This window comes from Thiopseudomonas denitrificans (genome assembly GCF_002866065.1).
Classification (GTDB): domain Bacteria; phylum Pseudomonadota; class Gammaproteobacteria; order Pseudomonadales; family Pseudomonadaceae; genus Thiopseudomonas; species Thiopseudomonas denitrificans.
In genome coordinates, this window is sequence record NZ_LNJZ01000007.1 from 144,286 (window position 1) to 157,574 (window position 13,289).

Below are 13,289 nucleotides of genomic sequence, written 5' to 3' on the forward strand. Positions count from 1 at the left end.
CCGGGTTAGCCCTGCTGTTGCGGTGCGGCAACAATTGCCGCCAGCCGCTCGACGCTGGTCGCCAGGTCTTCCGACTCCTGCAGCCCCTGACGCAGGAACTCCGACATCACCGGATAGCGCTCGATGGCCAGATCGGTATCAGGATCACCGCCCGGCACATAGGCACCGACACTGATCAGATCGCGGCTTTGCTGATAACGGGTCCACAGCTGCTTGAAGCGCTGGGCGTTTCTCATATGTTCGGGGCTGGTCACCTGTGGCATCACCCGACTGACCGAGGCACTGATGTCGATGGCCGGATAATGCCCTTCCTCGGCCAGCGTCCGCGATAGCACGAAGTGGCCGTCCAGCACCCCCCGCGCGGCATCGGCAATCGGGTCCTGCTGGTCATCACCCTCCGAGAGTACGGTATAAAAGGCGGTAATCGAGCCACCACCGGGCTCGGCATTACCGGCCCGCTCCACCAGCGCCGGCAGCTTGGCAAACACCGAGGGCGGATAGCCCTTGGTTGCAGGCGGCTCGCCAATGGCTAGGGCGATTTCCCGTTGCGCCTGGGCATAACGTGTCAGCGAGTCCATCAGCAAGAGAACGTTGTATTTCTTGTCACGAAAATATTCGGCAATGCGGGTGCAGTACATGGCGGCCCGCAGGCGTAACAGGGGCGCATCATCCGCCGGCGAAGCGACCACGACTGCCCGCTTGAGGTCATCTTCACCGAGAATGTCCTCGATGAATTCCTTGACCTCCCTGCCCCGTTCACCGATCAGGCCGACCACGACGATGTCGGCTTTGGTGAAGCGTGTCATCATGCCCAGCAGGACCGACTTGCCCACACCGGTACCGGCAAACAGACCCAGCCGCTGGCCACGGCCCACGGTCAGGGTGCTGTTGATGCAGCGCAAACCGACATCCAGCGGCTCGCTGATCGGGTTGCGCAGCAGCGGGTTGATGCTTGGCCCGATCATCGGCACCCAGTCGTCCGCCTTGATGCGCGGGCCGCCGTCCAGCGGGCGACCGGCACCGTCCAGTACCCGGCCGAGCATGTTGCCGCTCATTGGTACCATGTCGGTGCCTGCCATCGGCACCACCCGCGCGCCCGGCGCGATACCCTCGACACTGCCGACCGGCATCAGGAACACCTTGTCACCGGCAAAGCCCATCACCTCGGCCTCCACCTCGACAGCGTTATGGGTATCGGCATTGATCACCATGCAGCGGCTGCCGACCGCCGCGCGCAGGCCCTTGGCCTCCAGGGTCAGGCCGACCATGCGCAGCAGGCGTCCCTCAACCGGTGGCTGGACCGGCAGGCTCAGCGCCGGTTTGTAGGCTGCCAGCCGGCTGGCAATTGCGGTACGCTCAAGCTTCATCGCTGATTCCGTCCTGCCCGGCGTCAGCGGCTGGCAAAGCCTGCCCGGCAATTCGCTGGCCGCTTTCCGGCTCATCGCCGGCTGTCAGGTCAAAGTTTTGCTGCATGTCCGCTGGCACTGGCTCGGAACGCAACTGGCGTCGCTGCTCCAGCAGTTGCTGGATCAGGGTTTGCAAGCGGGTTTCGATGCTGGCATCGATCCGGCTATGCAGGGTTTCAACCCGGCAACCGCCGGGCAGCAGGTTGTCGTCTTCAAGAATCCGCCAGTCTTCCTCATGACGGTCACGCAAGCTCTTGATTTCGGCAAAATCCTGCGGGTTGACATGGATACGCACCTGGCCGTCATCCATTGGCAGCAGCTTCATGGCTTCACGCAACGCCCGGCCAATCTGGGCCGAGTCCATTTTCAACTCGCGCTGGATGACTTCCCGGCTGACGTGGCACACCAGGTCCAGCAACATGTGCTCAATCGCCTGGTCCTGCTGGCCGATCGGGTCAAACAGCTGTTGCATCAGGCTTTCCAGTGCCTGCAAGCGCGGTTTCAGGGCCGCTTCCGCTTCCTGCTGGGCACGCAGCTGGCCAGCGTGAAAGCCGTCTTTTTCGCCGGTACTGAAGCCTTCGTTGTAGGCATCCTGACGTACCGCCTCAACCTCTTCCAGCGTGAGCGGCTGCACCTCATCAAGCTCGACATCCTCGATCTCGACTTCAGGCTCCGCTTCAGCCCCTTCCTCATCATCAACCTCCGGAGCATCCGGATGCTGGATGACATTGGCCGCGTCATCATCAAAAGACGGCATCTGCCAGCGCGTGAACGCAGCGCCCTGCAGATCGCGAAGCAGCTCGCTGGACGGGTCTTTATTGCTCATGGCTTAAATCATCTCTTCGCCGCCCTTGCCGCCAAGCACGATTTCGCCGGCATCGGCCATGCGGCGGGCAATGGTAAGGATTTCTTTTTGTGCAGTTTCGACTTCACTGACACGCACCGGACCCTTGGCATCCAGGTCATCACGCAGCAACTCGGAAGCCCGTTTGGACATGTTGCGAAACACCTTTTCCTTGATCGCCTCATCGGCACCCTTGAGGGCCAGCACCAGGACATCCGAGGAGACTTCGCGCAACAACGACTGGATGCCACGATCATCGACATCGGCCAGGTTGTCGAAGACGAACATCAGGTCCTCGATCTGGCTGGACAGGTCACCATCCAGTTCACGGATGGAGTCGAGCAGCGGCCCTTCCACCGAGCTGTCAAGAAAGTTCATGATATCGGCGGCACGCTTGACGCCACCCATGGTGGTGCGACTGGTGTTGGCACTGCCGGAAAACTGTTTTTCCAGAATGGCGTTGAGTTCGTTGAGGGCGGCCGGCTGAATGGTGTTGAGGGCAGATACACGCAAGATGATGTCGAGACGAACCTTGTGGTCAAAATGCGACAACACCTCGCCGGCCTGGTCCGGGTCGAGATAAGCCACCACAATCGCCTGGATCTGCGGGTGCTCGTAGCGGATCACATCAGCCACCGCCCGCGGCTCCATCCATTTCAGGCTGTCCAGACCACTGGTGTTGCCTCCCAGCAGGATGCGGTCGATCAGGTTGCCGGCCTTGTCCTCGCCCAGCGCCTGGGTCAGCATCTTGCGGATATAGGCATCGGCGCCAACCCCAAGCCCGGTCTGCTCGCCCACCAGCTCGACGAATTCGCTCATCACTTGCTCGACCTGCTCGCGGTGCACGTTGGTCATTTGCGCCATCGCCAAACCGACCCGCTGTACTTCCTTGGGTCCCATGTGGCGCAGCACCTGGGCAGCATCAGCCTCGCCCAGCGACAGCAGCAGGATGGCAGCTTTTTCCACCTTGTTCAGCTTGGCTGTTGATTTGCTATCAGTCATCGCTATTGATCCATTCCTTGACGACCTGGGCCACGCGTCCCGGATCATCGGCTACCAGATTCTTGATGGCGCCAAGCTGCGCATCATAGCCTTCGCTCGGGCTGGGCAGCAGGATATGCTGCCCGTCGCTGCCAAGACTCAGTTTGTCATCGGACAGCTGGGCATCAATATCATCCAGACCACCGGCTTCACCCAGCCCGGTCCCGCCAACAGCCAGTTGCAGTTCTTTGGACTTGTTTATACCCAAAATATTGTTCATCAGCGGACGCAGCACACCAAACACCAGAATCACGATGAACAGTATGCCCAGCACCTGCTTCATGATATCCCAGAACCATGGCTGGCTATAGAAGGGCGGCTCCACATATTCAAGGTCAGGCAAGGGCACAAAAGGCGCATTGATCACGCTGACGCTGTCACCACGGCTGGCACTATAGCCGACGGCATCCTGTACCAGGCGGGTAAAGCGGTCCAGATCCTGGTCACTCCAGGGCAGGCGTACCACCTGCCCTTCGGCATCCAGAGTGACCCGGTCATCCACTACCACTGCCACCGACAGGCGCTGCAAACGCCCCTGGTCCTGCTTGACGTAACTGATGGAGCGGTCCACCTCGAAATTGCGGGTGGATTGCTCGCGCTTGTCGGCCGGGTATGGCGCCAGCATCGGCATGCCGGTAGCCGGATCGATGATTTGCTGCCCGTTGGCGTCCAGCAGCGGCTGACCGGCAGCCACCGGACCATCCGCCACGGCACCGGCAAGCGCCTGTTCGGGTGCTGTCGCAGCGCCCGGAGGCTGGTTGCTCAGGGCGCCGGGAATGCCTTGCGGTCCGAGACTGGAAGAGCGCTGTTCAACCAGCGATTGCTCGCTGCGTAACGCCTGCTGATCGGGGTTGAAGGTTTCAGAGGTGGACTCGACGGCGCTGAAATCGATATTGGCTGACACTTCCGCCTTGTAGCGGCCTTCGCCCAGCACCGGCTGCAGAATGTTGTGTACCCGCTGGGTGAACAGCGACTCCATGCGCCTGGTGTAATCGAACTGCTTGCCGGCACGGGTCATCTCGGACAGTTCCTGCTGGTCCGAGAGCAGGTTGCCCTTCTGGTCGACGACTGTGACCTGGTCTTTTTGCAGCTCGGGCACACTGGTGGCAACCAGGTTGATGATCGCCATCACCTGGCTCGGCTCAAGGCTGGCACCCTGCTGCAAATCGACCAGCACCGAAGCACTCGGCTTGCGTTCGTCACGCACGAACACCGAGCTTTTCGGAATCGCCAGGTGGACACGGGCATTGCGAACGTTATGCAGACTGGCCACAGTGCGTGCCAGTTCGCCTTCCAGTCCGCGCCGGAAACGGGCCGTTTCCATGAACTGGCTGGTACCCAGCCCCTGCTCCTGGTCAAGAATCTCGAAGCCCAGCGGCTTGCTGTCCGCGGTGACGCCGGCTGTGGCCAGACGCAGGCGAGCCTCACCCAGATCACCGGCCTTGACCAGCAGGGCACCCGAGCTCGGTTCCACCTTGTACTTGATGCCGGCCTGATTCAGGCTGTCGACCACGGCACCGGCATCCATGCCGCTCAGGTTGGTCAGCAGCGGACGATAGTCCGGCTCCTGTGACCAGAGCACCACGGCAAAGCCGATCGCCACACTGGCAGCCAGACCGATCATCAGGGCGACCTGACGCAGACCCGGCATGTGGATGAGATTGTCCATGAATGCCAGTCCGGGAACACTGGAGCGGCCCGGTGCGCCGTCTCGCGCTACCGGAGCGAGAGCATTATCAGTTGTGTCAACCATGATTTATCCGCCCTTAAACTGGCATTTGCATGATGTCTTGATAGGCCTGGACCAGCTTGTTGCGTACCTGTGTCATACCCTGGAAGGAGACGCTGGCCTTCTGCGATGCAATCATTACGTCCGTCAGGTCCACACCGCTTTCACCCATTTCGAAAGCCGTTGCCAGCTGGTTGGCGCTTTGCTGCACATCGTTGACCTTGTTGACCGCCTGACCCAGCAGCTCGGAAAAGCTTGGCCCCTTGACAACCGGAGCTTCGGCCGGCTGGGCAACGGGCTTCTGGCGGGCCATGGCTTCGGTCTGCATGGCACGCATTTCAAGCATCAAGCGATTGAATTCAACACCCTGGATCATTTCGGTACCTCGTCGTCTTTTTGACGCCTAGCGTCTCTTTGACTAGAGGAGAGCAATAACCGGGCCAACCTTCCCGGCGCGGCTCCAGGGCGGGCAATTCTAGCGGTAAACAGGGCACAGGGCTACCCTGCGCCAAGGATCGCCATTCATCCCTGCAACCCTGCCCGGCCAGCGTTCACTGCCGCATGCCGCGCCCGCTGATCAGCAACCGCGCACTAAATGCGTACAGTGCCACGGCTGTGGCCAGCATGAAGGCAATGGCAGTATCCGGTGCAATATCGGAAACACCCAGGATTCCGTAACGGAAGGCGTTCACCATGTGCAGGATCGGATTGGCCAACGACAGTTTCTGCCAGAACTCGCCCAGCAGGCTGATCGAGTAGAAGACCCCGCCAAGGTAGGTCAGCGGCGTGAGGACAAACGACGGCACGATCGATATATCATCAAAACTGCGGGCAAAAACCGCATTGATGAAGCCGCCAAGCGAAAACACCACCGCCGTCAGCGTAATGACAAACACCGTGATGCCCAGGTGGTGGACGGTCAGTTCGGTGAAAAATAGCGACAACAAGGTTACGATCACCGCCACCATCAGTCCGCGCATCACCCCGCCCATGACAAAGCCGATCAGGATGGTGTGCGGTGATACCGGTGAAACCAGAAGCTCCTCGATCGAACGCTGGAACTTGGCGCTGAAAAAGCTCGACACCACATTGCTGTAGGCGTTGGTGATCACTGACATCATGATCAGGCCGGGCACGATGTACTGCATGTAGCTAAAACCGTCCATCTCGCCGATGCGGCTGCCGATCAGGTTACCGAAGATGACAAAATACAGCACCATGGTGATCGCCGGCGGCAGCAGGGTTTGCGGCCAGATACGCAAAAACCGTCGGGCCTCGCGATGCACGATGGTGTACAGCGCCGTCAGGTTGGAAGCAAGCTCGTGACTCATCCCTGTTCTCCTTGCGGGCCGTTCTCGACCAGTGAGACAAACAGCTCCTCCAGACGATTGCTCTTGTTGCGCAGGCTCACCACTTCAACCCCCTGCCCGCTCAATTGGCTGAACAGTCCGGTCAGGCCGCGCTCCTTGTCCACCTGCACTTCCAGCGTGCAGTCATCAGGCTGTTGCGACGGATAGCCATCCAGCTCAAGCCTGGTCTGTACCGGCTGTTTCAGGTCCAGCACCAGGGTTTCCACCTGCAACTGGGCCAGCAGCTGGCGCATGCTGGTGTTTTCCACAATCTGGCCATGATCGATGATGGCGATATTGCGGCACAGCTGCTCGGCCTCTTCCAGGTAATGGGTGGTCAGGATGATGGTGGTGCCCTGCTCGTTGAGACGGGTCAGGTATTCCCACATGGAACGGCGCATTTCAATATCGACACCGGCGGTCGGCTCATCGAGAATCAGCAAGCGCGGCTGGTGCATCAGCGCCCGGGCAATCATCAGGCGGCGCTTCATGCCGCCTGACAGCAGACGCGCCTGGGTATGGCGCTTGTCCCACAGTTCCAGCTGCCTGAGCAGCTGTTCGGCACGGGCCAGAGCTTCCTTGCGCTTGATGCCGTAGTAACCGGCCTGTACCACCAGAATGTTCAGCACCAGTTCGAACTGGTTGAAGTTGAACTCCTGCGGCACAATGCCCAGGCAGCGCTTGAGCTGCAGCGGGTGGCTATCCAGATCGTGGCCAAACACCTCGACAGTGCCAGAGGTCTTGGTCACCAGCGTCGACAGGATGCCGATGGTAGTGGATTTGCCGGCCCCGTTGGGGCCCAAAAGGGCAAAGAAATCGCCTTCGCGTACGTGCAGGTCGATGCCCCGGAGGGCGACAAAACCATTGCGGTAGGTTTTGTTCAGCCCCTGGATGGATAATGCATAACTCATGAATTGATGAACTGCCCAGGGCACTTGACAATGCCCTGCCTTAATCTTGATGAATGTTAAACATGCAGTGCAAACAGCATCCCGCAGCTCAAAATGCCGGGGATGCTGTCGCTGTCCCCCGACTGCTCCAGCGCCATCTCGGCCAGCTGATAGAAATGGGAGCGCTGCAGCAGCATATACAGGCCGTCACGCACATGGATGCAAGGCACCGCCTCGGCATTGCCGGCAGGCCGGAAGCATAGCGGATGTTCAGACCCAAGCACTACCACATCGCCAACATTGCTGGTGACAACCACCTGTTGATGGGGGCCGGGATCACGAACTTCAAGCTGCCGGCTGACAAAGGGCAGCCCGTCGACGGTAATGGAATACTTCTCTACCGGCGTCACCAGGTAATAACAGCCTTGCTCCAGCCGCAAGATCCCGGCAAACAGCTTCACCAGTACCTCACGAACCATCGGTTCGCCCTGGTAAAACCAGTTGCCGTCACGGCCAATACACATGTCCAGATGTCCGCTCAGGGGCGGATTCCAGTCGGCTTCAGCCTTGCCTTTACCGGCAGGCAGCGCACCGGCCAGCGTATCGAGTTTGTCGGTCATTCTGCTTCCGTGAGTACTCTGTCAATGAGGGTAACCGCCAAGCCCCTGCAGACGACGGGCATAATCCAGCATGGGCTCACGCAGAAAATCTTCAGGCCTGTTGTGTCTTGACGTCAGCAAGCCCGAACGAACGGGAATATGCGCATTGTCCAACAGATAGGCGTGGGCACGGTCGTACAGCATGAACTGAATCACTGCCTTGTCCATCAGCTTGCGGTCTTGCGCCTGCGCCAGTCGTACATACAGCAGATAATCGGCACGTTCCTGTGCGGCTGCGGCAAAGGCCTCATCCAGCCCCAGGGGTACCGGAGAACGACGCATGCGCGGAAAATACTCGACAAAGGCCTTGTAGGTTTCCAGCGCCAGAATGTTGGCTTCAACCTCGTCAGGATCACGATCCACCGGTGGAAAATGACTCTGCACGATATAAATCAGCGCATCACGCTCGATCCGCAGATTATGCGCACGCTCGACATGATGCCTGTCCAGCAAACCGGCATCAGCCAGCTGATAACGGCCCTCATAAGCCAGATCACTGGTCTTCATGCAGCCGGTCAAAACCAGCAAAAACAACAGTATGACGGGCATCGGGCATTCTCCTGGGCGTCAAAAAACAACTGGTTCCAATACTCGGGAGTATTCAAGCAGTTTTTGCGCCAACTTCACTCATGCGTCGTCAGCTACGCGCGGAGCCTCATCACGCCGGCGCTTGTTGCCCATGCGCACGCCAATGTCCATGAGGAACTGGAAAAAGCCCTCCTGGTCTTCCAGCACGGAGCTCCAGAATGGCGAGTGATACAGTGCTACCGCACCGTGCACCAGTGCCCAGGCGGCACAGTAGTGAAAATAAGGCGGAACATCTTCCAGCTTGCCCTCACTGATGCGATCCTCGATCAAGCGGGTCAGGCGCTCGAAGTTCGAGGCGCGGATGCTGTGCAGCTGCTCGACCATTTCCGGTGCCTGGCGCCCTTTGACAATGCGTTCCTCAAGCCGGTCAAACAGGCGGTAACGCTCGGGATCACCCATGCGGAAGGCAAAATAAGCACGCGACAAGGCTTCCTTGTCCTTGGCCACACTGTCAGAGTGAAACAGCTGGTTGAGCTCACGCTCGTAGTCGAGCATCAGACGCAAGTAGATTTCCGTCTTTGACTTGAAGTGTTTGTAAATGGTGCCTTTGCCGATACCGACCGCATCGGCGATCATTTCCACCGTGACAGTATCCTCGCCCTGCTCAAGAAACAGCTGCAGCGCCGTATCGAGAATTTCCTGCTCGCGGCGGCGAAACTCACGAACTTTACGAGATTCTTTTTCCACTTTCAGACTCTCCGGTCAAATCAGGTAATCCATTATGCATTTTCTATCGAAAAAATACGACCTGAATACAAAAACCGTATTTTGACCCCGCCGGGGCAAGCCTGGCCACAAGCCGGACCTGTCTTGTACGAAAGGAAAGTAATTAGTTGCAAACCGTGCTGTACGCTACGCTCTTGCAGCTACGGCACGCGAAGGCGGAACGCCTGTTTGAGCAGCGACAAGTCAGTCGTACATCTGCTTCTTCTTCCACAAGTCTTCATCGTCCCCTGTCATCGACTCTGACAGCTCGCTGGCCTGGGCAGATGCCTTTTGATCGTGTTCCATCACGATCCGGTTGGTTTTTTCCAGCAGGGCCTGAAAACCCTGCAGGCGTTCCTTGAAAGGCTGCAGATTTTTCTGACGCTTGATCAGGCCGACTGCGCGCTCGAACACCAGCCTGGCCTGGCGGGGCAAGCCCCGTTGCAGGTGGTTCTGGCCGGCGGTGTGAAAGTAATCCAGATACAGGTTTACCAGCTGGTCCTGCAGATGGGACAGCCATTGCCGGGCATTTTCTGCTGGCAGCAGGCCCTCCTGATGCGCCCGGCGCAATTGGGCATACAGGCTTTCCAGCTGAAAACGAACCTCCTTGACCTGCTCTTCACTGTGCAGGGCGACGGTGGTGTTGGCCAGTTCATAAGCGGCCCCCTCGGCGATACGCTCACGCAAGGCTTCTTCGCGTGTGCGCATTTTCTTGTCATCAGGAACCTCTTTCAGGAATTCCTTGATAAAGCCCAGTTCAAGCTCGTGTAGCCCCTGTTTGAGGGAAACATTGAGGTACTGTCCCGGCAAGGTATCAGACAGACTGGCCAGTCGCGCTTGTCTCTCGGCCAGAGTGGAACGGCGCCGGGCGCGCTCCAGTTTGTTTTTTTCATGCTGGTTGCTCAGATAACCCACCAGCAGCAAGGCAAAAATTCCGCCAATAACCAGGGCAATAATGAAAGCAGATGACATCAGCAGATCCTGTTCATGACTGGCAAAGCAGCCTGGGTTTGGGCCTTGCCGGGATTATCCGGCCTCAACTGCGCAACAGTTGCAGCACATCCTCCAGCTCGACAATCATTTGCCGGATGACAAGTTTGTAGCGCGTATTTTCTTCGCCCGTCTGTTCACTACTCAGGCGCTGCCGTGCACCGCCGATCGTGAAGCCCTGATCATAAAGCAGGCTGCGGATCTGGCGAATCATCATTACGTCGTGATGCTGATAATAACGGCGGTTGCCACGGCGCTTGACCGGCGTCAGCTGCTCGAACTCCTGTTCCCAGTAACGCAGCACATGCGGCTTGACGGCACACAGCTCGCTGACTTCGCCAATGGTGAAATAGCGCTTGCCCGGAATCGGGGGCAGCTCGTTGTTATGACTGGCTTCCAGCATGGCTATCCACCCGCTCCCTCAGTTTCTGGCCTGGACGGAAAGTCACCACACGACGCGCGCTGATCGGCACTTCCTCGCCTGTCTTCGGGTTACGGCCGGGGCGCTGGCGCTTGTCACGCAACTCGAAATTGCCGAAACCGGAGATTTTCACCGGTTCGTTATTCTCCAGGGAAACGCGGATCTCCTCAAAAAACAGGTCGACCAGCTCTTTGGCCTCCCGCTTGTTGAGTCCCAGTTCAAAAAACAGGTTTTCAGCCATGCCTGCTTTGGTTAGCGCGCTCATCGATATCACTTCCTTAGGGTTGCCCCGAATTCGTCACTCAAGCCTTGCAGCATCCGCTCGACGGTCGAGTTGACCTCATCGTCGGTAAGAGTGCGTGATGGATGTTGCCAGGTCAAGCCCAAGGCCATGCTTTTGCAGCCTGGCTCAATACCTTGCCCTTGGTAGACATCGAACAGACGCAGATCGTTCAACCATTCGCCGGCCCGCTCACGCATACAACCGACAATCGCCGCTGCCGACACCCCGGCATCCACTACCAACGCAAAGTCGCGACGCACCTCGGGGAATTTCGACAGCTCGCTGAACTGCGGCAGGCGGCCGGCAGTAGCTGCTTCCAGTTCCAGCTCGAACATGAATACACTTTGGTCGATATCCATGGCCGCTGCGGTTTGCGGATGCAGTGCACCCAGATGGCCGATAACCTTGCCGTCACGCTCAATGGCAGCGCACTGGCCCGGATGGAAGCCCGCTTTTTGTGCCGGCACAAAGCTGAACGCATCCAGACTGCCGGCAGCACCCAGCAACGCCTCGACATCGGCTTTCAGGTCATAGAAGTCCACCTTGTCCTTGCCGTGCGCCCAGCCTTCGGGCAGACGCAGGCCGGTCATCACACCAGCCAGCATTGGCTCCTGTTTCAGCTCGCCCAACTGGCCGACAAAACGCAGGCCGCTTTCAAACAGGCGCACACGGGTTTGCTGGCGATTGAGGTTGTGCGCCAGCGCCTTGAGCAGGCCCGGCAGCAAGGATGAACGCATACAAGACAGGTCAGCCGAAATCGGGTTGGCCAGTTTCAGCGGTGCCTGTTGCGGGCTGAACAGGGCAAAGCTATCTTCGTCGATAAAGCTATAAGTGACCGCTTCCTGATAGCCACGGGCGACCAGCAGGCGGCGCAGCGCCGGCAGTTCGGCACGGGCTTCGGCTTTTTTCTGCGGTGCCAGACGCGCGGCTGGATAGCGCACCGGCAGGCGGTCGTAGTCGTACAGGCGACCGACTTCTTCAATCAGATCGACCTCGATGCCCAGATCAAAGCGGTGGCTGGGGATTTGCACCTGCCACTGCCCTGCTCCCTGTGCGTTGAGTTGCAAACCCAGCGGCTTAAGCAGGGTTTCAATCTCGCTGTCGCCTAGTTCCAGACCGAACATGCTGTTGACCCGGTCGGCACGCAGATTCACTTCAGCGGTTTTCGGCATGGCTTCGCTATTGCAGGCATCAATCACCGGTCCGGCTTCGCCGCCGACGATGTCCAGCAGCAGCTCGGTGGCGCGCTGAATGGCACGCTCGGCCAGCTGCCAGTCCACGCCACGCTCAAAACGGTGCGAGGCATCGGTATGCAGGCCATAGCTACGCGCCTTGCCGGCCACGGCGATGGTGTCGAAGAAGGCGCTTTCCAGGAACAGGTCTTGAGTGGTTTCCACATTAACGCCGCTGTCTTCACCGCCCATCACACCGGCAATCGCCAGCGCCCGTTCGTGGTCGGCAATCACCAGCGTATCGCTGTTCAGTTTGACTTGCTGGCCATCCAGCAGGGTCAAAGGCTCGTCCTGCTGCGCCATGCGCACCCGGATTCCACCACGAATCTTTGCCAGATCAAAGGCATGCATCGGCTGGCCCAGCTCCAGCATGACATAGTTGGTCACGTCTACAGCGGGGTCGATACTGCGCACACCGCTTCGCTCCAGACGGGTTTTCATCCAGTCCGGAGTTGGGCGGCTCAGATCAACATTGCGGATCACGCGGCCAACATAGCGTGGGCAGGCTTGCGGAGCTTGCAGCTCGACGCTCAGGGTTTGCTCATGACTGGCGGCAATCTCATTGATCTGTGGATAACTGACCGGCACGTTGTACAGCGCACCCACTTCACGCGCCAGACCTACCAGAGACAGGCAGTCGCCACGGTTGGGGGTCAGATCAACCTCGATGGCCACGTCGTTAAGGTTCAGGTATTCACGCAGGCACTGGCCCACTGGCGCATCCGCAGGCAGCTCGATAATGCCGCTGTGGTCGTCGCTGATTTTCAGCTCGCTGTTGGAGCACAGCATGCCGAACGACTCGACACCACGCAGCTTGGCTTTCTTGATCTTGAAATCGCCGGGCAGCACTGCGCCGACTTTGGCAAAGGCCACTTTCAGGCCGGCACGGGCGTTAGGCGCACCACAGACCACATTGACCTGCTGCTCGCCATCGCTGACCACACACAGGCTGAGCTTGTCGGCATCCGGGTGCTGACCGCATTCCACAACCTCGCCCACGACCACGCCGCTAAACTCGCCGGCTACCGGCTCGACCGCATCCACTTCCAGACCGGCCATGGACAGGCGGGCAACCAACTGGTCACGGTTTACGTTAGGGTTAACCAGGCTACGCAGCCACTGTTCACTGAATTTCATGCTGTTCTCCTTGGG

Annotated in this window: 14 protein-coding genes; all 14 read right to left on the reverse strand. The window is 59.0% G+C overall.

Annotation, left to right across the window (positions count from 1 at the left end):
* Positions 1-5: 5 nt before the first annotated feature.
* A complete protein-coding gene (fliI, locus tag AR306_RS06600; RefSeq protein WP_101496771.1) occupies positions 6-1,367 on the reverse strand; it encodes a flagellar protein export ATPase FliI in 1,362 nt (453 codons plus the stop codon).
* Positions 1,357-2,232, reverse strand: a complete 876-nt coding sequence (gene fliH, locus AR306_RS06605; protein WP_101496772.1) for a flagellar assembly protein FliH — start codon at positions 2,230-2,232, stop codon at positions 1,357-1,359. Before fliH ends, fliI begins: the two co-directional genes overlap by 11 nt.
* A gap of 3 nt (positions 2,233-2,235) precedes the next feature.
* Positions 2,236-3,252, reverse strand: a complete 1,017-nt coding sequence (gene fliG, locus AR306_RS06610; protein ID WP_101496773.1) for a flagellar motor switch protein FliG — start codon at positions 3,250-3,252, stop codon at positions 2,236-2,238.
* Complete coding sequence (fliF, locus tag AR306_RS06615; protein WP_101496774.1) at positions 3,245-5,044, reverse strand: flagellar basal-body MS-ring/collar protein FliF; 1,800 nt, start codon at positions 5,042-5,044, stop codon at positions 3,245-3,247. Before fliF ends, fliG begins: the two co-directional genes overlap by 8 nt.
* Positions 5,045-5,057: 13 nt before the next feature.
* Positions 5,058-5,396, reverse strand: a complete 339-nt coding sequence (gene fliE, locus AR306_RS06620) for a flagellar hook-basal body complex protein FliE (protein WP_101496775.1) — start codon at positions 5,394-5,396, stop codon at positions 5,058-5,060.
* A gap of 175 nt (positions 5,397-5,571) precedes the next feature.
* Complete coding sequence (locus AR306_RS06625; RefSeq protein WP_101496776.1) at positions 5,572-6,351, reverse strand: ABC transporter permease; 780 nt, start codon at positions 6,349-6,351, stop codon at positions 5,572-5,574.
* Positions 6,348-7,280, reverse strand: a complete 933-nt coding sequence (locus AR306_RS06630; protein WP_101496777.1) for an ABC transporter ATP-binding protein — start codon at positions 7,278-7,280, stop codon at positions 6,348-6,350. The genes AR306_RS06625 and AR306_RS06630 overlap by 4 nt, the downstream gene beginning before the upstream one ends.
* A 56-nt stretch (positions 7,281-7,336) precedes the next feature.
* A complete protein-coding gene (locus tag AR306_RS06635) occupies positions 7,337-7,879 on the reverse strand; it encodes a DUF1285 domain-containing protein (protein WP_101496778.1) in 543 nt (180 codons plus the stop codon).
* A 21-nt stretch (positions 7,880-7,900) separates the two neighbouring features.
* Complete coding sequence (locus AR306_RS06640; protein WP_101496779.1) at positions 7,901-8,467, reverse strand: DUF4823 domain-containing protein; 567 nt, start codon at positions 8,465-8,467, stop codon at positions 7,901-7,903.
* A gap of 78 nt (positions 8,468-8,545) precedes the next feature.
* Entirely contained in the window at positions 8,546-9,193 is a 648-nt protein-coding gene (locus AR306_RS06645; protein WP_101496780.1) for a TetR/AcrR family transcriptional regulator, read from the reverse strand.
* A gap of 222 nt (positions 9,194-9,415) precedes the next feature.
* The gene (locus tag AR306_RS06650) at positions 9,416-10,183 is read right to left on the reverse strand and encodes a hypothetical protein (protein WP_101496781.1); all 768 of its coding nucleotides are present in this window, start codon (positions 10,181-10,183) and stop codon (positions 9,416-9,418) included.
* A 64-nt stretch (positions 10,184-10,247) separates the two neighbouring features.
* Complete coding sequence (locus tag AR306_RS06655; protein WP_101496782.1) at positions 10,248-10,604, reverse strand: MerR family transcriptional regulator; 357 nt, start codon at positions 10,602-10,604, stop codon at positions 10,248-10,250.
* Positions 10,585-10,887: an integration host factor subunit alpha gene (gene ihfA / locus AR306_RS06660; protein ID WP_101496783.1), complete on the reverse strand. Its 303-nt coding sequence runs from the start codon at positions 10,885-10,887 to the stop codon at positions 10,585-10,587. Before ihfA ends, AR306_RS06655 begins: the two co-directional genes overlap by 20 nt.
* A 5-nt stretch (positions 10,888-10,892) precedes the next feature.
* On the reverse strand, positions 10,893-13,274 hold the full coding sequence (gene pheT, locus AR306_RS06665; RefSeq protein WP_101496784.1) for a phenylalanine--tRNA ligase subunit beta: 2,382 nt from the start codon (positions 13,272-13,274) through the stop codon (positions 10,893-10,895).
* Positions 13,275-13,289 lie beyond the last annotated feature (15 nt).